Here is a 20,453-nt window from a genome sequence, read left to right as displayed (position 1 = left end):
ATCTCATCCTTCGAGCAGATTGCTTTTCTGCAGCGGCTTTACCGCAACCAACTGCCTTTCCAGGTCGAACATCAGAGGTTGGTGAAGGATGTGATGATCAACGAAGCAGGCCCTAACTGGATACTGCGCGCCAAAACGGGATGGACCGGAAAAATCGGTTGGTGGGTGGGTTGGGTCGAGTGGCCCAGCGGCCCCGTGTTCTTTGTCTTGAACATGGACACTCCAAACAGGCTCGGCGACCTTGCCAAGCGCCAGAGCATCACACGTGACGTTCTGCACTCTCTTAACGCCTTACCTACTTCGCCATAGATTTTGGCCCAGAGCCGCTGACCACCAGGGCAGCGTTTTGAAGAGCGCTTGTGCGGTTCCCGCCTCCCCGCTCGCGAGTTTCAAAGCGACGCTCGAGCGAACATTGGAGCTGCCTTAGCAAGGTCAGCTATGGGCCGTAAGCGATCGTCGCAGAACGGCCCCAAGCAGGCGCTCGATCAAAGCAGAAGGATGGCATCTGCAGTGCACTGCGGTGATTCAAGGCTTCACCGACTGACAGCCCCCCATCAATCAAGCGCCAGCCAGAGGCCGATACCTAAACAGCCCTGGCCATCTGCACCTCGGCCAGAATCCATCGGACAAAAGCCTGCAACGGTGCTTCACTCAGGCCCAGTGGTTCGGGTAGGACCAGGCAAAATGTCTTGGCCACCAACCGGCTTTGCGGCCAGAGGGTGAGCAAAGTGCCTTGTGCCAACTCTGCTTCCACATAAAGGCGTGGCACCAAAGCCACGCCCAGCCCGGAGAGCGCAGCCTCTATCAACATCGCGTGCAGATCAAAACGCGAACCAATGGCAGGGTTGGTCAACACCATCCCGGTTTCCTCGGCATAGCGCTGCCAAGCATCGGGGTTTTGCATGCGATGCAGTCTGGGCAAAGCATCCAGAGTGCAGTCCTTGGGATGCTCTGCCAAAAGTGCCGGGCTGCACACGGGTACCAGCACTTCGTCAAGCAAGCGATGCGTACGCATGCCGGCCCATGCCGGATGCTCAAAATGCAGTGCCGCATCGAAGCCGCTTCCCGTCATAACAAAGGGCTCCATGCGTTCGGCTATATGCACGGTGATATGCGGGTTGGCCTGTTGAAACCGCTTGAGGCGAGGAATCAGCCAACGTATCGCAAACGTGGGAATGACGGCAATGTTCAAGCTCGCGGCGCCCGCGGGTTGCCCCATCAGGTATTGGCTCTCCCGCTCCAGTCGGTTGAGGATCTCTCGCACCTGAATCGCATAGCGCATGCCGCTGGGTGCCAAGCGCACACGGTTGCCAACGCGCTCGAACAGCGCCATGCCCAAGAACTCCTCCAGTCGAGCAATCTGCCGGCTGATGGCCCCTTCGGTCAGGGCCAGTTCTTGGGCCGCTCGCGCAAAACTGCCATGGCGTGCGGCAGCTTCGAAGGCCTGGAGGGCGGAATTACTGGGGATTTTGCGTCGCATGACTGTTGATCGCCGGGCGAAAAGCCAAGAGTAGCAGCTTGACCAAAGATCAATAAAGATCGATTTTAAATCGCTATATAGCCTGAATTTCGTTGATTAGCATGACCCTATTGCAATAAGAACGGCGGTTGCAGCTCCGCAGAAGCGGCCGCCACCAAGGAAGTTCACCATGATCTATACCGTTGAATGCAGCTATGCCGATGCGCAGACCGAAGCCGAATGGAATGACTTCTACAGTCTGCAAAAACTACCTGCGCTGATCTCTGTTAGCGGCTTTCATTCGTCCCAGCGCTTCAAAGCGCTTGGCACAGGTTGCCCCGTCTATTTGGCTCTGCACACCATTGATGGCCTCAGCGTGCTGACCGGCGATGAATACCGGGAGAAAGGCGGTGGCAACTTTGCCCGCTGGCAGCAGCACATCACGGACTGGCATCGCAACCTCTATGCCTGTGAGCAGGCTGCGCCAGCCGTGCAGGCGGGCGAGTTGCTGCTGGTGTCCAGGCATGGTCCTGAAGCTTTGCGGCAAATGGGGCTCAGGCCACTGGCCATGGAAGCGGTGGCTTTGGAGGGACTCCCGCCCCAACGCTGGATGGCCAGACTGTCTGCGGAGCAACGCAGCGCCCTGGCTGCGTTACCTCAAGGCATCGACGCCTATGAAGCGATGACGGAGCAACTGCGCAAAACAGCCGTCCAGACAATCGTCAGTTAAGACCTGGCATGCCCAACATTACGTTCTATATCTCAGCGGCCATGCCGCCCGAGGCAACTCTGGCCCGTCTTTCGGACGACTGCATGCAGCTTTGCACCAAGGTGCTGGCCGCGTCAAAGCAAAACGTCCATGTGATCTATGTCGAAACGCTCCCGGGACACGGGCTCCCCGTCTTTGTGGAAGTCCAATACCGTTTGGAGCACTTTCGCTCCCCCTGCGTAATGGAGCGCTTTATGCAGGGCCTGCAGGAATCCATCCTGCAACACACAGCACTTCAGGCCCGCATCCGATGTTTTGGACATGAGGCCTCCCGGATTCACGCGCTCCACTAAAAACTGCATCGGATATTTCATGCTTGGCCAGATTTTTCCCAGCCATCAGATTGGCGACTTCAGCATCACCGCCATCAGCGATGGCTATCTCCAGGCCCATCTGGGTCTTCTATCCAATATCGACATTGCCGCCGCCACTCGGATACAAAACAGCGCAGGGCAGCAACCACCCGAGGCCATGCACATCAACTGCTATCTGGTCCGCAGCGCCAGGAGCACCACGCTCATTGATGCCGGTGCGGGCGGCATCAAGCAGTGGGGCGGGCTATTGCTGCAGAACCTGGCGCTGGCGGGTGTGTCGCCTGCAGACATCGACACCATCTTGCTGACCCATGCTCATCCCGATCATGTCGGCGGGCTGCTCAACGCGGCTGGCCAGCGCGTGTTCCCCAACGCAGAGTTGGTGGTGCATCGCCGTGAGTGGGACTTCTGGCTGGACGATGCCCATCTCAGCCGTGCAAGCGAACGCGCCCGTGGCAATTTTCAGATCGCCCGCGATGTGTTTGAACGCTATCGCCAGCAGCTCCGGACCTTTGAAACTGGAGAGGTGCTTCCAGGTGTGCTTGCCATGCCTTTACCCGGACATACGGAAGGGCACACCGGCTATCTGCTGAGCTCTGCAGAGCGGGATCTGCTGGTGTGGGGCGATATCGTGCATTTCCCGCATATCCAGATTCACCGGCCCGATGTCACGATCGCCTTCGACCAGGACTCTGGCTTGTCTGCCAGTACCCGCTCGCGGATGCTGGACATGGCCAGTGCAGACCAGTTGCTGATTGCAGGCATGCACCTGGGAGAGCCGGGATTTGCCCGAATCCAACGCGAGCGGCGAGGCTTCAGCCTCCAATACGACCAAGCTTGATCGACGAGCCAGGCGCCTAGGAAAGGCGCTTGGGGGTCGCCGTTGAATCCCCGTGGGAGATATCCCTGCTCAACAACTTTGGAAAATTGGGTCCATGTGCAGCCGCTCTATCCCTGTGCTGTCGGCATCGACCGGCCGGACCTGCTGTTGCATCGCTGAATGCCAGCAGCCTGATCTTCGGCATCCTCGGCGTCAAGATGGTTGGGCCGGACGTATGCCCATTGGAACTGAAGTACATCAGCGCCCCCTGGTCCTCGATCTGTCCAATGATCGCTACTGACGACGGTAGTCAATTAGGCGGCATCACTGGGTGGCGACGGCCAGCCAAAAGCGGTCAAAGGAAAAAAAATCTGCCGGCCGGCTGCTCCTGGCCGAAGCAGCAGCTGCACTCGACCCAGAGCCACCGTTCGAGTTTCGATGACCAATGTCCGCTATGAAACGCTTACCGGCTGGTGCCCGCACTCAAGTGGACCGGATGTATGGAAAGAAGCGTTTGCATAAAACCCGATGAACTACATCCAGCGCCAGTAAAGCTCATCCGGCCACTTGGTTTTCGTCGCTGGGGACATGACTTTCTATCCGTGCGCAATCCAGCTCCCGTCATTCAATGCGGTACAGGCTGCCAAAGCCGCCTCCCTCCACTGATGTGCCGTCGGCGCCACCAAGCATCGGCAGACCCTGTCCCCATCCGGCTGCCAAGACCTGCACGTCACGCACAGGATCGGACGCCTTGGCCCTCTCGTTGCGCATGCGACAGGTTTCAGGATCGGTGGCGAACAATCCGCGTGCGAAGACCCGGCCCTGTTCCGCCAGCCTTGCGGTTTTGGGAGCGCGAATTTTCGCAAACGCCTGGAAGATCTCTTCCAAGTCTCTTGCACCATCCAGGCACCGGGCCAGATGCCACGCATCCTCCAGCGCCTGGCAGGCTCCTTGCCCCGACGTCGGCAAGGGCGCGTGTGCGGCATCCCCGACTAGCAGTACATTCGCCCGACTCCATGTATGCAGCGGCTCCAGGTCATGCACCGCAATCAACCGGATGGCATTTTCGGACGTGGCACGGATGATTCCTGAGACCGGTTCAGGCCATTGCGCAAACAGCTCCTCGACCTCCTTACGCATGTCTGCGGTGGGCGTGGCCTCATGCAGGGGCCGCACCTGCGCCGCGGCCCAATACACCAGGTCGGGTCGAATCGCCACGCAACCGAAACGCTCGCCCGCCCCCCAGAAGTCCTGAATCGAAATATCGTCCATCAGCGCATGCGGCCCCTGCGCCACGCCGATCCAGTTCACAAAGCCTTGATAGATTGGTGTGTTGTCACCCGCGACAAACTTGCGCGCCACTGACTCCATGCGGCCGTCGGCACCAATGAGCAAATCCGGGCGGATGCTCGCGCCATTTTCGAAATGGGCCACGGCTCTGCCATGAGCATCCAGTTCGATGGCCATCGCCCGGCGCCCGAACTCCACCGGAATCTTCACCCGTGCCGCATGGTCCAGCAACACCTGCTGCAAGTGCCTGCGCAGCACCGTGTAGCTTGGGTATCCCATCGTCCGGTCCAGCAAACCAATATCGAGGCCTCCCAATGCATTTCCCGCAGCATCCTGGCGGCGCATTGTCAGTGGTCGACCGCCAATGGCCGCTATGTCTTGCAGCAGTCCCAGATCCTCCAGCACAAAGCTGGCATTGGGCCACAGCGTCACGCCGGCCCCCATGGTTGCCGGCACCGCACGGCGCTCATAGACCCGAGGGTTGTAACCCTGCTTGCGCAATGCCAATGCCACGCTCAGGCCCGCAATGCCGCCGCCAAGTATTCCAATTTCCACGCTGAAGCTCTCCTTGTTCATACGGTGCCCGGTGCACGGACCACCGCGTCACACCGGGCAAAAGGGCATCTTAAATTTCGCCACTACGGAGAACTAGCATGCAAAATTGGGACGTTTTCATACTTCAAACGGGATAATCAATGCGCGATGCACTCGATCTGAATACTGTCCGCATCTATGTGGCAGTTGTTGACGAGCAGAGCTTTGCTGGCGCATCGCGTCTATTGGCCATGCCTTCCTCCAACGTCAGCCGCCACGTTGCCGCACTGGAGAGCCGACTTGGCACACGCCTGCTGGAGCGAAGCACCCGTCACCTGCGCATGACGGAAGCCGGCCGACTGCTCTACGAACGCGCCAAGCCCTTGCTCGACACCCTGCTCTCCACGCAGGAAGAGCTTGGTGCGGCACAGCGCGAACTGCGTGGTCCTCTGAAGATATGCATGCCGGGCGAGGCACCAAGGCTGCTGGCCCCCATCCTCGCCGAATTCTGCAGCCTCCATCCAGGCATCGAGCTCGAATGCGATACCCGGATGACCGGGCTGGAAGTGCTTCGAGAGGACGTTGACCTTTCCATCGTCTTCCACCGGGGCCATCAGGAGGACAGTGCTTTCATCACACGCGAACTCGCCACACTGCCCAGCATCGTGGTTGCCGCCCCCTCCTTGCTGGCTAGGACCGGCATGCCACGCCATGTGCGCGAACTGAAGTCTCTGCCCTGCATCACCACCCTTAGTGCGCTGAAGGGCCAGCCCTGGCAGTTTCAGGATGCTGCGGGCGAAATCGTCAAAGTACCGGTCCGCAGCCGCTACCGCGTCAACAGCGGAGAACTGGCCGTGGCAGGCGCACGGCAAGGCATCGGATTCGCGATTGTGGCGGCCTACCCCTGCCAGGAAGACCTTGCTACGGGCCGATTGCAGGAGGTACCACTGGACCTTCGTCCTGCCCCTCTGCAATTGCTGGGAGCATACAGCCATCGCCATTCCGTGACTGGGCGTGTCAGGGCGCTGCTGGAATTGATACAAGTGCGGCTGGCTGGACCGCTTAACCCTCCCATGGACCCCAGACCTTGTGGATCGATCTAGGATCGCGGACTCAAAGTGGAGTCCTTAGGAGTGCAAGCAGTCGCTCGGTATGACTTTCTCAATGTCAGATTTTGGCCGGGAGCAGGCACGCATACGAGCTCTGCTTTCGTCCCGGAGAAACCCTTCAAAACCAGGAACAACGGAGTTCAGTACGCTCTGGTCCTGGTCCAAACCTATCCTGTGGAGTCGCTGGCTATCGTGTTCGGCCAGGATTGGCTGGATCACCCAAAGGCGCATGATTTTTTGTCCGATGCTGTGAAAGCTGTGGTGCGGAGCCCGTGACGCCAATTCGACTCCCCCCGGACGGGGCATACTGCACAAGTGCTTCCGAAGCACCAAACATTACCTTTGGGAAAATGCCGGCGCCTCCATCCTGCGGACCCACGCCAAGCAGATTCTTCAGTCTTTGCGACAAGCGATATAGGCAAAAACATGCGGGTCATCGTGCGAGAGTTCATAGAGGCTGATCGGGAGGCACTTCGCAAGTTATTTGTTGCCTCGCGCGATGCCGCTTTCTCGTGGGCTGCCGTTGGCACCCATAAGCTTGAAGACTTTGATGCGAGCACCGCAGGCGAGAGGATTCTGGTCGCGGAGCATTCATGCCACCCCATCGGCTTTGCATCGGTATGGCAGGATGACAGCTTTCTACACAATCTATTTGTTCACCCTCGGCATCAGGGGCTCGGTGTGGGAAGGATGTTATTGGCTGGCTGCGACAGGTACTTTCTCAGCGTACCTACACTGAAATGCCTCAAAGCCAATGAGCGTGCCAAGCGGTTCTATCAGTCCCAGGGGTGGCGCATCCGTAGCGAGGCTGACGGTCCGGAAGGCTCGTATGTGCTTATGGAGAGGGTCAGCCCTGGCGATTCATTCAAGCCGAAATTGCTTCGCGGGTCGGCTTGATTCACGCTCTGAGCGACTGCTTTCTCCTGGGCTCATCGGCGGCTACTGCCCGCTTGCGGCTGTCGCTGCATTCAGATATCGCCCACATCTTGAACTGCAAGACAAACAAGCGTGGTTTCTCAGTGGCTCGCACTTCGCCAAGGAGCAGCCGCGAAAGCCCCCGCCACCCATTGCTTGAACGCCGTCATCGCCGCTGTGTTGTACTGCCCCGATGGGCGCACCAGGTAGATGCCAGCAGCATCTCCCAAGGTCCATTGCGGCAATATTCGGATGAGCTCTCCAGTGTGGATGGCGGGCATGAGCTGCCAGTCGCTGCCTGCAATGATGCCCACGCCTTTGAGTGCCGCATGAAGCAGAGCTTCATTGTCGTTGCTGAGAATGGAGCCGCTGACGCGCACCGATTCGGCGACCTTGGCCGCCCTCTTTCCCGCGGACTGAACCAGCGTCCATTCCGGAAAGGACAGCAGGCCGGTGTAGCCAAGACAGTTGTGATGAGCGAGATCCGCAGGTTTCTTCGGTGCTGCATGGCGTTCAAGATAGCTGGCGGATGCACACAGAAGGCGGTACTGATCGCACAGCCGCGTGGCCACCAGCCTGCTATCAGATAGATTGCCGACACGGATGGCGGCGTCAAAACGCTCTCCCACGATGTCCACGATGCGTTCGCTGTACTCCACCTCGAGCACCACCTCCGGGTAGGCCAGGGCAAACTCTGCCAGCATCGGACTGATCCATCGTCGCCCCATCGTGGCGGGCAGCGACAGTCGCAGGCGTCCCCGTACTTCTTGCGCTCCCTGCGCCGCCTCCTGCTCCGCGTCCCGAATCAGATGGGTGGCTTGCCGCACCTTTTCGACAAGCAGCTTGCCTTCGTTGGTGAAGTGCAGCTGGCGCGTGGTGCGCTCCACCAGCCGCACGCCCAGCCTTCGCTCGAGGGCCTGCATACGCTTGGAAAGCACTGAAGGATGGCGCTTCAGGGATCGCCCCGCAGCCGCAAATGAACCCTTGTCCGCCAACGCGAGCAGCGTGGCAAGCTCATCCGTATGCTGACTGTCGAGCATCTCCATGGCGTCTTTCCGGAATCAGGGGTTGAGGATGATCGCGCCTTGCGAGCGTCCCTGCTCCAGGTCTGCATGCGCAGCGGCTGCATCTGCCAGCGCGTAGCTTTTCCAGATGCGGGGCGTGAGTATGCCGTTCGCTATGGCGCCCAGTACTTCCTGCGCGCGGCTTTGATATTCCTCTATGGTTGCCGTATGTGCGGCCAGAGACGGGCGAGTCAGAAACCTTGAACAGGACCGATGCGGCAGCGTCTTCCCCGAGCGTGTCTGGAAGCCTGACCAGGCGCTCGGCGGGGAACAAGCGCGCGCTGGCATACGCGCCCAGAGGGCCGGTTGCATAGCCGACACGATCTCCCGCCCTCAGGCCCGACACTCCCGAGCCCACGGCGGCCACCGTTCCCGCACCCTCCAGACCCAAGCCCGAAGGCAGTGCAATCGCGACCGCGCCCTTGCGCTGGCTGACATCCAGCGGATTGACACCGATGGCGCTCTGCTCGAGCAGAACCTCGCCCGGTCCTGGCGACGGGAGAGCTATCTCTTCGAGTTGCATCACCTCAGGCGCACCCGAGCTGTAGATTCGAATGGCGACGACCATGGCTTGTCCCTAGGAATGGTGAAGAAGCCATCGTATTCATGCGACTCAAATGCATCAACATGGCCGTATGCACATGATAGGTGCACATGGTGCAGCAATGCTTGCGGTCCTGCGCTGCGTTTATTCTGAAACCAGGCCGCGAGCTGGCATCTGCACCATCGCCCGGCATTCGCCAATAAAAAAGCGCCCCCAGGAGCGCTTTTTTCATGGTACGTTGCCGCCAACAACGCCTTAGTTCGGCAACTGCTCCTCCCCCGTCGCCACCTGCAGATGCAGGATGGTGAAATACAGCGTCACATCGCCCCGCTTGTCGATAAAGGTGCCCAGCGCGCGCTGCAGGCGGCCGGCGATGCACAGGCATTCCGTGGCCTCGGGGCGGCCGCCCTGGATGCGCGGGGTTGTCAGCAGGGACAGGTGGTTTTCGCGGCCGAAGTCGTGCACGGCCTGCAGGGCTTCGCCGTGCTGCCTGGGAATGGCCTCGTTGGCCCAGCTCCACAGAAAGCTGCCTTCGCTGTCGCTGGTGGTGCCCACCAGGCACACGGTGGCCACCACCTCGTGCAGCGGGCCTTCGAGCACCAGGGTGGCGCTGTCCAGGTCCCAGCGGTAGGCGGGAGAGTCTTGCAGGCCGAACTGGCGCGGCCATTCGGCATTGCGCTGCATCATGGTTTCGACGGCCTCGCGGCTCCAGGCGGCCCAGTCGGGAGCCGAGCCGGGGGCGGTGTTGTCTGCGGGATGGGTTTCGCTCATTCGCTGTCCAGATTCTTGAATGGCGATGATTGTCGGCCAATTTATGCCTGCTCACCCCTCTGAAGGAATGGCAGCACCTGCGCCAGCAGCAGCCCGGGCGCTTCCTCGGCAATGTAGTGGCCGCAGGGCAAGGCCTGGCCGCGCACATCGTCGGCCAGGCGCTGCCACTCCTTGAGCGGCTCGAAGCAGCGATGCACCACGCCCTGCTCTCCCCACAGCGCCAGCACCTGCATGGCCAGTCGGCGGCCGGCGGCGCGATCCTCGCGCTCGTGCTGCAGGTCGATACCGGCCGAGGCCCGGTAGTCCTCGCAGATGCCGTGCGCCGCACCGGGCAGCGCCAGGCAGCGTTGGTATTCGGCCAGGGCCCGCGCATCGAACGGCGCCAGGCCCGCGCTGCGCCGGCCCATCACATCGCGCACGTAGGCGGCCGGGTCGGCTGCTATCAGCCGCTCGGGCAGCGGCTGCGGCTGGATCAGAAAGAACCAGTGCCAGTAGGCCGTGGCGAAATCCTGGCTGGTCTGCTCGTACATGGCCAGCGTGGGCGCCACGTCCAGCAGCACCAGACGCTGAACGGCGGCCGGGTGATCCATGGCCAGCCGGTGCGCCACGCGCGCGCCGCGGTCATGGGCCAGCACGCTGAACCGGCGGTGGCCCAGCGTCTGCATCAACGTCAGCAGGTCCTGCGCCATGGTGCGCTTGCTGTAGTTGGCATGGTCCGCATCGCCCTGCGGCTTGCTCGAATCGCCATAGCCGCGCAGATCGGCCAGCACCAGCGTGAAATGCCGCGCCAGCATGGGCGCCACCTTGTGCCAGATGGCATGGGTTTGCGGATGGCCGTGCAGCAGCAGCAGCGGCGGGCCTTCGCCGCCCGTGCGCACATGCAGGGCCACATCGGGCGCGACGGCGATGCGGGAGCTGGAAAAGCCGGGAAACAGATCTTCATCCATGGTCGTGCGTGGTTCGTGCATAGGCGGCCGGCCTGCCCGGGCCAAGAGGCACCCATCATAAAAGTGCGCTGAATACACATAATGCGCAAATTCTTATTTCATTCTTCAGCTCAATTGAAGAATCAGCCATATCCGAGGGTTTATGGACGGCTATTCCGATCTGCGCTTCTTTCAGCAACTGATACAGGCCGGCAGCCTGGCCGCCACGGCCCAGGAGCAAGGCCTGTCTCCGCCGCCGTCAGCCGGCGCCTGAGCCTGCTGGAGCAGCGGCTGGGCGTGCGCCTGCTGCAGCGCACCACGCGGCGCATGCGGCTGACGCCGGCGCTCTCGGCCTTTGCGCTGGAATATCCGGAGATCGAAGTCCAGCTGCATTTGACCGAGCGGCCCATCCACCTGGTGGAGCAAGGCTTTGACGCCATGATTTCGTTTGGCGATCCACCCGATTCGCGGCTCATCGTCAGCCTGTTCACGCAGCTGGCCGGGCCCGATGTGGCCATGGCCGCGCAGCTGGCCCAGGGCCTTTTCATCGCCGTCGCCCATGTGCTGTGGTTTGCGCTGGTGGCCTGGTTCTTCTCCGCGCCAGCGCTGCAGCCCAGGGCGCAGGCCATGCGCCCGTGGATAGACAAAAGCCTGGGCGGCGTGCTCATGGGCCTGGGCCTGCTGCTGATCGGCACGGCGGTGCCGCAATGACGTCGGCCCAAAACCAGCAAACTTCATAGCTGCTAGCGCTTTATAGCATTGGTCCGAAGGCCGATTTCAGCCTGAACAGCCACCGACAACGGCAGCATCTGCAACGCAAACGACAGCTTTGCTCAGGCCGGGCATGCCATGCTTGTTCCTCAACAAACACAGGAGACAGGCATGGCACGCTACCCCTTTCCGGACTTGAACACCCTGCCCCAGGACATCAAGGACCACATCCAGCAGGTGCAGGAAAAATCGGGCTTCATTCCCAATGTGTTCCTGGCCTTCGCGCGCCGCCCGGCCGAATGGCGCGCCTTCTTTGCTTACCACGACGCGCTGATGCTCAAGGAGGAAGGCAGCCTGACCAAGGGCGAGCGCGAGATGATCGTGACCACCACCAGCGCCGCCAACCAGTGCCTGTACTGCGTGGTGGCGCACGGCGCCATCCTGCGCATCTACGAGAAGAAACCGCTGATCGCCGACCAGGTGGCGGTGAACTACCACAAGGCCGATATCAGCCCGCGCGAGCGCGCCATGCTGGACTTCGCCATGAAGGTCTGCCAGCACAGCCAGGAGATAGCGGATGCCGATTTCGAGGCCCTGTACCCCCATGGCTTCGACGACGAAGACATCTGGGACATTGCGGCCATCACCGCCTTCTTCGGCCTGTCCAACCGCATGGCCAGCTTTGCGGGCATGCGGCCCAACCCCGAGTTCTATCTGATGGGCCGCGTGCCGCGCGAGAAAAAGTAACCGACCCGGCCGTCGGGCCTGCCCTGCGCCTCAGGGCTGATGCGCGAGTTCCCGGCACAGCTCCCCGATCTGCCCCACCGCCCCCAGCAGCCGGGGCGTGGGCTCGTTGGCACAGTTCAGGCGCAGGTGGTTGGGCATATCCGCCTGCGGCGAAAACAGCTGGCCGGGACTGACGCCTATGCCCAGCTCCAGCGCGCGGCGGTGCACCTCCAGCGCATTCACCTGGGGCGGCAGCTCCACCCACAGCACAAAACCCTCGCAAGGGGTGGAAATGCGCGTGCCCGGCGGAAAACTGGCCTCCACCCGCGCCGTGACGGCCTGCACCGCGGTCTGGACCCGGGATTTCAAGCGCCGCAGATGGCGGTCATAGTCGCCGCTGGCCAGCACCTCGCTCACGGCGGCTTCCAGCAGCGGCGCACCGGCCCAGTCCCCGGCCAGCCGCGCCTTCAGCACCTGCGCATGAAAGCGCCCCGGCGCAATCCAGCCTATGCGCCAGCCCGGCGCCAGGGTCTTGGACACCGAGCTGCAGTACAGCACGTTGCCGCTGCCGTCGAAGGCCTTGCAGGCCGGCGGGCGCTGGCCGTCGCCGGCCAGGTCGCCATACACATCGTCCTCGATCAGGGGCACGCCGGCTTGCTCCAGCAGCGCCACCAGGGCGCGCTTGCGCTCCACGGGCATGCTGGCACCCAGCGGGTTCTGCACCGTGGGCGAAGCCAGCACCGCCGCGGGCCTGTGCTTTGCCAGGGCCTCGGCCAGCGCATCGGGTAGCATGCCCTCGCGCGGGTCGGTCGCGATCTCCAGCGCTTTCAGGCCCAGGTCTTCCAATAACAGCAGCGTGCCAAAGTAGGCCGGCCGCTCGATGGCCACCACATCGCCGGGCTGGCATACGGCGCGCAGCGCCAGCCGCACGGCCTGCGTGGCGCCGGAGGTAATGACCAGATCGTCCGGCCCGAAGCGACCGCCCCATTGCGCGGCCCGCGCCGCGATCTGGCCGCGCAGCTCGGCCCGGCCCGGCGGCATGCTATAGCTCTGGCCGTGGGCCTGCAAGCGGCGGCCGGCGGTCTGCAACGCGCGCTGCAGCGTGGCCGTGGGCAGCCAGGCGGGGTCGGGCAGCGCGGCGCCCAGCGGGATCAGGCGAGTGTCCGCGCTGCTGAACAGGGAACGCGCCAGGCCCGCCATGGTCACGGGCATGGGGCGTGGCGACGGGCGCGAAGGCGGCAGCAGCCCTCCCCGGGTCTCCTGGCGCACAAAGTAGCCCGAGCGCGGCCGCGCGACGATCAAGCCCTGGGTCTCAAGACAGCGCAGCGCCTCCAGCGCCGTGGGCAGGCTAACCTGCTCCCGCTCGGACAGCTTGCGCGCGGAGATCAGCCGGTCGCCGGGGCGCAGAGCCCCCGAAGCCAGGGTCTGACGCAGCATCTCGGCAATGCGCAGATAGTGAGGTGATGAAGGCGTGGCTGGAGTCGCGGGTTTCTGCATGGGCGCGGCAGGAGAATCTGTACAGGTGGATTTTCATTCATTCTGCCTATACAGGAGATGCAGTTCATGGCCTATCTTCCAAGCTGCAATTGAGCCAAGGATTTTTTCATGCAAGCCAGCAATTTCGACCTGAGCACCTATCTGCAACGCATAGGCCACACCGGACCCGCAGCCGCCGACACCGCCACTTTGCAGGCCATCATGCGCCAGCAGCTGTTCACCGTGCCCTTCGAGAACCTGGACGTCCAGGCGGGCAAGATCGTCTCGCTGGTACCCGAGGACATCGCCGACAAAATCCTCAGGCAGGGCCGCGGCGGCTACTGCTACGAGGTCAACGGCCTGTTCGCCATGGCGCTGCAGGCCCTGGGCATTCCCTATCGCTTCGTCTCGGCACGGCCCATGTTCTACCCAGCCCGCCGCCCCCGCACTCACATGGCCGTGATCGCCGAGGTCGAAGGCCGACGTTGGCTGTGCGACCTGGGCTTCGGCAGCTACGGCATCCGCGCGCCCATGGACCTGGGCGCCGTGGGCGTCGATATTGCTCAGGACTCCGACACCTTCCAGCTCACTCTGGACGAACGCGGCGAGTACCTGCTCAAGGCCAAGGTGGAAGGCGAATGGGCGAACCAGTACGCCTTCGACCTGTCGCCCCAGGAATGGATAGATTTCGTTCCCGCCAATTACCTGAACTCCACCCACCCCGAGGCCATCTTCGTGCAGAAGCTGCTGGTCGTGCTGCACCAGAGCAGCGGCCGCGTCATCCTGCTGGACGACATGCTCAAGACGGTGAAGAACGGCCAAGTCGAGAAAAAGCAGCTGGCTCGGGAAGAGATCGGCGAGGTGCTGAACCGCCTCTTCGGGCTGGCAACGGCGGTGCAGCAGTAAGCCGGCACGGCTCCAAACGCCCGCAAACCCTTTGGGTGAGCGCGCGGCCGGCCGGAGGATCGGCGACACTGGGCCCATGGGCATTGAATACAAGATCCGCTTTTCCGTCCCCGAGGGCTACAGCACCGACCGGCTGCTGTGCAAGCTGCCAGCACAGCAGTCCACGCCCGGCCAGATGCCCGCCTATGACTTTGCGCTGGAAAGCGATGGTTTCTACTTCATCGATCACCTGGGCCAGGCCGCCGTCGCGGCACAGGCCTTGCGCGCGCTGATTGACGAGGCCCTGGGCTTTGGTGAAGTTGTGCAGATCAGCGAGTTATAGAGCGGCTTGGTCAAAATCGAAATCAAGCGCCCTATTGAGTCCTTCTTGAGGCCCTAGAGACAGATGATCATGTGCGTTCAATGCGGAGTCAGGTACTGAATCGAGCAGATTCCAGACATCAATTCCAAGCACAATCCAATCAAACTATTCAGGAGACACTGCATGTACCGTCGACAGATCCTTGCTTCCATTGCCGCCATAGCTGCGCTCGCCACCACGGCGACGGCTCACGCGGAAGCCCCCTTCCCGCAAAGACCCATTACCTTTGTCGTTCCGTATCTGGCGGGAGGAACGACCGATCTCGTGGCACGTGTCTTGGGCGAACACATGGCGCGCACACTGGGTCAGCCTGTGGTGATCGAGAACAAGCCCGGTGCCGGTGGCAATATCGGCATGGATGTCGTGGCCAAGGCCAAGCCCGACGGTTACACGATCGGCTTCGGAGCCATCTCCACCAATGCGCTGAACCCGCACATCTACAAATCGATGGCGTTTGATCCTCGCAAGGACTTCACAGCGGTTTCCATGCTGGGCTACTCCACCATCGTGCTGGAGGTCAGCAAGAACTTCCCGGCCAACAACGTGCAGGAGCTCATCGCCCATATCAAAGCGCACCCGGGTTTTCAGTACGGCACAGCTGGCGCGGGAACCAGCATGCACTTGGCTGGCGTGATGTTTGCGCAAATGACGGGTCTGGAGACCATCCATGTCCCCTACAAAGGCAGCGTCCCGGGCATTACCGACATGCTTGGCGGCCATCTGCCCGCCATGTTCGATAACCTGCCAGCGTCCCTGCCGCACATCCAAGCTGGCAAGCTCAAGGCCCTGGCAGTAGCCGGCAGTGAACGCAGTCCATCCTTGCCCAATGTTCCGACCATCGCGGAGAGCGGCCTCAAAGGCTATGCGGTCGATCCATGGTTCGGCGTATATGGCCCAGCCAAGCTGGACTCCGCCATCACAACCAAGCTCAATGCGGCCATCAACCACGCCTTGCGTGATCCGGCTGTCAAGGACAAGCTGGTGCAGGCTGGCTTCACCCCCAAGGGGTCCACAGCCCAAGACTTTGAAGCGCTGACACAGTCGGAATACAAGAGACTGGGCGACGTGGCACGCAAGGCTCAGATGCAATTCGATTAACGGCAACCTCGGACGATCGACGGCTAACGGCCAAAGCAGCCCGTCAGCATCATTGCCCGACAGGTAGCTTCAGGCTGATAGGCGCCGCTATGCTTCAGCCAGCCTGTGACTGCTGCCGCCGATATTAGACATTGCGCGGGGCTCTGCATGCACTTCCGCTATTCGCGCCAAACCCACCACTGAGAAGGGTCATTCCCGAGGCGTTAGAGCGCGCCCGAGCGTAAGGCTGGGATTCATCTACCGAAGTAGGAGTGGCCCACACTCCGACGCCCTGTTCTTCGAACCCGACAAGCTCGCCAACCATGTTTGCGCCTTCGCCATCAAGAGTTGCGGGTTATTGCGATACGCGCCATCGGCGGGAATACCTAAAGCCTAGGGTTGCTACTCGGGTGCTCAGTGCATCCGACATGTAACCATGCTGTGAGATTTGAATCGAATGTATTTTTGATCAAGCTCTGGGGGTCTTCGCCCCCATCGGGAAAGGATGTTGCATCCATGGCTCTCCCGTTCAACTCAGTGTGGGCCCGCATCGCTGCCGATGGCAGGCATCGGTGTGCTCTGTGGGCTGTTCTGGCACTGCTCTTGTTGCCTCAGATGGCCGAGGCCATACCACTGTTCGCTCGCCAGACGGGACAGAATTGCATGGCCTGCCATGCCGGTGGACAGTTCCCCGAACTCACGGCTCATGGGCGCCTGTTCAAACTGACGGGCTACACCATGGGTGAAAGAACGGTACCGCTGTCGATCATGGGAGTGGTCTCGAACTCACGCGTGGCGAACACGTCCAAAAGTGACGATCCCGCGTCCGACTTCCAAAGGAATGGCAAGACCATTTTTGCAACGGGCAGCGTGTTTCTTGGTGGGAAGATCACTGACAACCTGGGAGCTCTGGCCCAGATCACCTATGACCCCTATGCAACCCAGGGGCCCGACGGCCGCTTTCACGGCCACTCCCACGCCGACAATATGGACGTGCGCTACGCGGACCGATTTATCAGTCCATCGCGCGACCTCATCGTCGGAGTCTCATTCAACAACAACCCCTCGGTGTCCGACCCTTGGAATACGGCAGCAGCCTGGATGCAGTATGTGCCGGTGCCCACGCCCACCAGCAGTCGCTTCATCGACGGAACCACGCCTTACCCGAGCTTTGCCAGCGGCGGCAATCTCGCAGGTCTGACGGCTTATGCTTACTGGAACCAGTCGCTTTATGCCGAGTTCGGAGGCTATGCCACCTCGCGTGGACCAACGTCGTTCATGAGTTCGGGGGTGGCAAATGCAAATACCACCAAGCTCAGAGGCCTCAACCCTTATCTGCGCCTGGCCTGGAACCGTGACTGGGGCGCCCACAACCTGATGCTCGGGACATCCTGGATGTCCGCACGCATCTACGACAACCCCTTGGACACGTCGGACCCATCCAGCTTGCACCGCACCAGAGACTGGAAGATCGATGCCCAGTACCAATATCTGCTTGATCCCCATGCAGTGACCGCACAGCTGGTTTTTGCACACAACCGCCACCGCTATCCCGATGCCCTTGCCAACCAGCCCGTGGCTTTCACGGATGTGGCCGGCAATCCCTTACCTTTGACAAATGCTGTGGACCGCACCAATTTGCTACGTGCCAAGCTGTCCTATGTCTACCAGGCCCGGTATGGAGCAAGCATTGCACTCTTCAATCTCACGGGCAGCACAAATACCGCCAACCAGACTTCCGGATACGACCCCGGTACCTTAACCATCACCTCCGACCCGGGAGCCCAGGCACCATCATTGCGCGTGGGAGGCAATCTTTCGGGCAATCCCGCAGTACGCGGCATGACGTTAGAGGCCTTCTGGATGCCATTCCAGTACATGCGGCTGGGAGCACAGTACACGGCCTATAGCCGCTACAACGGGGCCTCCAGCAACTACGACGGCCTGGGGCGCAATGCACGCGACAACAATTCGCTGTTTCTGTACATCTGGGCTGCGTACTGACGTATCAACGGGGAGATCAGCTCATGAAGCTTGTCTTGTTCACCCTCGCCGGCGCCGGAGCGGCCTTGGTCATCGGCTGCTCCAGCCTGGAACGCTCCCGTGATCTTGGCGATCCACGAGTGCCAGCACAAACCATCGCGCAGCAGGTCTGCTCCAGTTGTCATGGAATGACAGGCAACACCATATCGCCCAATTTTCCCAACCTGGCAGGCCAGACAAAAGCCTATCTCACGGCCCAGCTCAAGGAGTTCAAGTCTCACAGCCGGCAGGACCCGGCGGGCTTTGAGTACATGTGGGGGCTGACCCGCAGTCTGACCGAGGCACAGATTGAGGGATTGGCCGACTACTATGCACATCAGCGGCCCGAGCCTCAGCCTGTGCAGGGCCCGGCATCCCGCATGGATGCCGGGCGGCAGATTTTCGAGAACGGCATAGCCGCAAGAAACACTCCCGCCTGCACGGCCTGCCATGGGGAACAGGGGCAGGGCAACGAGGCCTTTCCGCGCATTGCGGGTCAACATTTGGGCTATCTCGTCAAGCAGCTGACCGTGTTCCAGCTAACGAACCAACGCCCCGACGGAGCGGTCATGCAAACTGTGACCCATGGACTCACCCGCGACGATATCGACAATGTTGCCGCCTATATCCAGGCTTTGCCCTCCGCTTCGAGATAGCTGCGGAGACTCTGTTCGGCATCGATCGACTGCTCGCTAGACTCTGCGCTCGCGGTGCCGGCGTCTTGAACAGGCTCCGCGGCGCATATGGCTTGCAATTTCCAGGAGTTACTGACTGCGTTGCGCTATTGACTTCACACACTGGGCTACGGCCAATCTCGTGCAAGTTATCGCCAGCTTTCCAACGATCCCACATCAGTGCTTTCTGGGCTTCTGTGTAGAAAATCCGCGGTCTTTGCTTCATGCAAACACTCCTTCCGCCAGAGGCGGTCATTGTGTTGCATCGACCAGTTGAATCCACAACCCATAGCGACGACCCGTTAAGGTCTGACATGGGAAAATTTGGAGGATTGCCTAGGGTCGATTCTGTTGAAAAACTCGAAAGCTGTTGAGCAGCCTACGTCTGTCGGAAAATCGACCTCTCAGATCGCTCTAGGAGCGGCGATCTCACATGCGGGAAGGGGCAAGGCACCCCCAAAAACATGATTCAAGGAGGTGCTAGGGAGTTTTTCAACAGAATCGGTCGAAAAGCGACAGCCAGATATCGACCAACAGCGTCCGATGGCAGAAAAAAATGCAGTCACTCAGCACCTGAGTCAAGCTGGTACCACAAGCGGTGCCGGCTTGAACGATTAGCTAGCCTGCACGACCTAGAACATGCCCAATTTGTTTGGGGAGTCCCTCGGCACTTGCTGGCCGACATCCCACATTTCGGCGATCTTGCCATTTTCGAAACGCAGGATATGGACGACTGCAATATCCATATCGACTTTTTCACGTCGCAAATGTGAATAGATTGCAATCCGGTCATCAGATTCGATGGTTTGTTTGACCGTGAACGATTTGTTGGGTTCGGATTTGGCGCTTTGCTCCATTCCAAGGAGCAAGGATTCCCGGTCGCCTGGGAAATAAGCGTTGTGATGCTGGAAATTGTTCGACACGTATTGGTCGTAGGCTTTTCTTGCCTGGCCAGTTGCGCACATGGTCAGGAAGTCTGTAGCAATGGCAGCTTTGCTCTGAGTGGTCATGATCATGCTCCGTGCAGGCTAGCGTTAGACATGAGTGGTATGCGACAGCATTTGATACCGGATTTCATTCCCGTTCTTGAAACCGTGGACGATATCCTCCTGCGTCCGGCACTCACTTGGCTGACAGGCTATGCGCATGAAAAACCGCTACGGGTCATAACTACAGCCTCAACCGCCATGAACGGCCTGCCGTGAGGGCCAGCACTGTGACGACCCCATATCGATTGGAGATCGTCCACCTCGAGTTTGTGCCCCCCGAACCGGCGGGCGGCGCGACTGACGGACAATCGGCTCTCAAAATAGGTAATCCCTTTATTGTTCAGCCGTCCTGCCGCTGGCCTCATCGGCTTCTGGCTGCCGCCCAGACCCTGCTTCCGACCCCAGAGAATTCTCGATGCGCAACCCAAAGTTTGTTGAATACAAAACCGCATCAGAGGTCTGGGCCACCGAGCAGTTGCTGGAGCAAGCCGAGGGCGGCCAACTCGTGCTTCGTTTCTCTGCCCTCAGCGCTGACGAGAGCACCACCCTGATCCACCGGCTTTCTCGCGAGCTTCCCGACCACGCCGTTTTCCAGAGTCGTTTTGGTACCCAAGATCAGTGGGTCACGATTTTGCCGCTCGTGTCCAAGGCAAAAATTCTGGAGCGTCGTGACCGGATTCGCCAGGCGATGGCGGCATATGCCCAGACATGCGCCGAATTGATAAGGCAATACCAATCGGATGCGCTTGCCAGCGAGTGGACGGTTGACGATCACGGCGAACACTGCAGGTTCGTCCACTCGGCCAGCGGACAAACCGTCGAGGCACCGTTCCATGGCCTCGTCCGCGTGAACCAGATAGACCCCTACTTTTTCGCCGTGTTCGTCAAAAGCACCCAAGGCCTGGAACCAGTCGCCGAGCTGGTAACTGGTAACTGGTAACTGGTAACTGGTAACTGGTAACTGGTAACTGGTAACTGGTAACTGGTAACTGGTAA

The 20,453-nt window shown here is 60.7% G+C and carries 20 protein-coding genes and 2 pseudogenes; 14 read left to right on the top strand and 8 right to left on the bottom strand.

Going from position 1 to position 20,453, the window contains the following annotated elements; translation table 11 throughout:
* On the top strand, positions 1-309 hold a 309-nt coding region (locus tag AB6724_RS20950; RefSeq protein ID WP_369340479.1), incomplete at its 5' end, for a penicillin-binding transpeptidase domain-containing protein.
* 274 nt (positions 310-583) lie between these two features.
* Here AB6724_RS20950 and AB6724_RS20945 read toward each other — a convergent pair.
* Positions 584-1,480, bottom strand: coding sequence for a LysR substrate-binding domain-containing protein (locus AB6724_RS20945; protein WP_369340478.1), 897 nt, complete (start codon positions 1,478-1,480; stop codon positions 584-586).
* 169 nt (positions 1,481-1,649) lie between these two features.
* On the opposite strand from AB6724_RS20945, the gene AB6724_RS20940 reads away from it, so the two are divergent.
* From AB6724_RS20940 to AB6724_RS20930, 3 genes are read left to right on the top strand one after another with little or no spacing between them, the layout of a single operon-like run.
* On the top strand, positions 1,650-2,189 hold the full coding sequence (locus AB6724_RS20940; protein ID WP_369340477.1) for a sugar ABC transporter: 540 nt from the start codon (positions 1,650-1,652) through the stop codon (positions 2,187-2,189).
* Between the two features lie 8 nt (positions 2,190-2,197).
* Positions 2,198-2,521 (top strand): hypothetical protein, encoded by a 324-nt coding sequence (locus tag AB6724_RS20935; RefSeq protein ID WP_369340476.1) that lies wholly within the window; start codon positions 2,198-2,200, stop codon positions 2,519-2,521.
* Between the two features lie 19 nt (positions 2,522-2,540).
* On the top strand, positions 2,541-3,383 hold the full coding sequence (locus AB6724_RS20930) for an MBL fold metallo-hydrolase (protein ID WP_369340475.1): 843 nt from the start codon (positions 2,541-2,543) through the stop codon (positions 3,381-3,383).
* 600 nt (positions 3,384-3,983) lie between these two features.
* Here AB6724_RS20930 and AB6724_RS20925 read toward each other — a convergent pair.
* Positions 3,984-5,207 carry an FAD-dependent monooxygenase gene (locus AB6724_RS20925; protein ID WP_369340480.1) on the bottom strand — a complete coding sequence of 408 codons (1,224 nt, stop codon included), beginning with the start codon at positions 5,205-5,207 and terminating at the stop codon, positions 3,984-3,986.
* A gap of 140 nt (positions 5,208-5,347) precedes the next feature.
* Here AB6724_RS20925 and AB6724_RS20920 point away from each other — a divergent pair, with 140 nt between their 5' ends.
* Positions 5,348-6,289: a LysR family transcriptional regulator gene (locus AB6724_RS20920; RefSeq protein WP_369340474.1), complete on the top strand. Its 942-nt coding sequence runs from the start codon at positions 5,348-5,350 to the stop codon at positions 6,287-6,289.
* 432 nt (positions 6,290-6,721) lie between these two features.
* The gene (locus AB6724_RS20915) at positions 6,722-7,192 is read left to right on the top strand and encodes a GNAT family N-acetyltransferase (RefSeq protein WP_369340473.1); all 471 of its coding nucleotides are present in this window, start codon (positions 6,722-6,724) and stop codon (positions 7,190-7,192) included.
* Between the two features lie 119 nt (positions 7,193-7,311).
* Here AB6724_RS20915 and AB6724_RS20910 read toward each other — a convergent pair whose 3' ends face one another.
* The 4 genes and pseudogenes from AB6724_RS20910 to AB6724_RS20895 all read right to left on the bottom strand — a co-directional run bounded on the left by AB6724_RS20910 (position 7,312) and on the right by AB6724_RS20895 (position 10,536).
* Positions 7,312-8,256 (bottom strand): LysR substrate-binding domain-containing protein, encoded by a 945-nt coding sequence (locus AB6724_RS20910; protein WP_369340472.1) that lies wholly within the window; start codon positions 8,254-8,256, stop codon positions 7,312-7,314.
* Positions 8,257-8,271: 15 nt separating this feature from the next.
* A pseudogene (locus AB6724_RS20905) lies at positions 8,272-8,842 on the bottom strand (alcohol dehydrogenase catalytic domain-containing protein).
* A gap of 231 nt (positions 8,843-9,073) precedes the next feature.
* Positions 9,074-9,589 carry a DUF6882 domain-containing protein gene (locus tag AB6724_RS20900; RefSeq protein ID WP_369340471.1) on the bottom strand — a complete coding sequence of 172 codons (516 nt, stop codon included), beginning with the start codon at positions 9,587-9,589 and terminating at the stop codon, positions 9,074-9,076.
* 41 nt (positions 9,590-9,630) lie between these two features.
* Positions 9,631-10,536 carry an alpha/beta fold hydrolase gene (locus tag AB6724_RS20895; protein ID WP_369340470.1) on the bottom strand — a complete coding sequence of 302 codons (906 nt, stop codon included), beginning with the start codon at positions 10,534-10,536 and terminating at the stop codon, positions 9,631-9,633.
* Between the two features lie 142 nt (positions 10,537-10,678).
* On the opposite strand from AB6724_RS20895, the pseudogene AB6724_RS20890 reads away from it, so the two are divergent.
* A pseudogene (locus AB6724_RS20890) lies at positions 10,679-11,001 on the top strand (LysR family transcriptional regulator); the annotation flags it as partial.
* Between the two features lie 396 nt (positions 11,002-11,397).
* Complete coding sequence (locus tag AB6724_RS20885; protein WP_369340469.1) at positions 11,398-11,973, top strand: peroxidase-related enzyme; 576 nt, start codon at positions 11,398-11,400, stop codon at positions 11,971-11,973.
* A gap of 30 nt (positions 11,974-12,003) precedes the next feature.
* Here AB6724_RS20885 and AB6724_RS20880 read toward each other — a convergent pair whose 3' ends face one another.
* On the bottom strand, positions 12,004-13,449 hold the full coding sequence (locus AB6724_RS20880) for an aminotransferase-like domain-containing protein (RefSeq protein ID WP_369340468.1): 1,446 nt from the start codon (positions 13,447-13,449) through the stop codon (positions 12,004-12,006).
* Between the two features lie 108 nt (positions 13,450-13,557).
* On the opposite strand from AB6724_RS20880, the gene AB6724_RS20875 reads away from it, so the two are divergent.
* The 5 genes from AB6724_RS20875 (at position 13,558) to AB6724_RS20855 (ending at position 18,450) form a co-directional block, all read left to right on the top strand.
* Positions 13,558-14,334 carry an arylamine N-acetyltransferase family protein gene (locus AB6724_RS20875; protein WP_369340467.1) on the top strand — a complete coding sequence of 259 codons (777 nt, stop codon included), beginning with the start codon at positions 13,558-13,560 and terminating at the stop codon, positions 14,332-14,334.
* A 76-nt stretch (positions 14,335-14,410) separates the two neighbouring features.
* Positions 14,411-14,656: a hypothetical protein gene (locus AB6724_RS20870; RefSeq protein WP_369340466.1), complete on the top strand. Its 246-nt coding sequence runs from the start codon at positions 14,411-14,413 to the stop codon at positions 14,654-14,656.
* A gap of 162 nt (positions 14,657-14,818) precedes the next feature.
* A complete protein-coding gene (locus AB6724_RS20865; RefSeq protein ID WP_369340465.1) occupies positions 14,819-15,793 on the top strand; it encodes a Bug family tripartite tricarboxylate transporter substrate binding protein in 975 nt (324 codons plus the stop codon).
* Between the two features lie 495 nt (positions 15,794-16,288).
* Entirely contained in the window at positions 16,289-17,776 is a 1,488-nt protein-coding gene (locus AB6724_RS20860) for a cytochrome C (RefSeq protein WP_369340464.1), read from the top strand.
* A 23-nt stretch (positions 17,777-17,799) separates the two neighbouring features.
* The gene (locus AB6724_RS20855; RefSeq protein ID WP_369340463.1) at positions 17,800-18,450 is read left to right on the top strand and encodes a c-type cytochrome; all 651 of its coding nucleotides are present in this window, start codon (positions 17,800-17,802) and stop codon (positions 18,448-18,450) included.
* Positions 18,451-19,100: 650 nt separating this feature from the next.
* On the opposite strand, the gene AB6724_RS20850 is transcribed toward AB6724_RS20855, so the two are convergent.
* On the bottom strand, positions 19,101-19,478 hold the full coding sequence (locus tag AB6724_RS20850; protein WP_369340462.1) for a nuclear transport factor 2 family protein: 378 nt from the start codon (positions 19,476-19,478) through the stop codon (positions 19,101-19,103).
* A gap of 394 nt (positions 19,479-19,872) precedes the next feature.
* Here AB6724_RS20850 and AB6724_RS20845 point away from each other — a divergent pair, with 394 nt between their 5' ends.
* Entirely contained in the window at positions 19,873-20,397 is a 525-nt protein-coding gene (locus AB6724_RS20845) for a hypothetical protein (RefSeq protein WP_369340461.1), read from the top strand.
* The last annotated feature ends 56 nt before the right edge of the window (positions 20,398-20,453 follow it).

Source organism: Comamonas guangdongensis, from assembly GCF_041079535.1.
Lineage (GTDB): Bacteria > Pseudomonadota > Gammaproteobacteria > Burkholderiales > Burkholderiaceae_C > Comamonas > Comamonas guangdongensis.
Note: the sequence above shows the minus strand (reverse complement) of the source record. Positions and strands in the feature narration are given on the sequence as shown.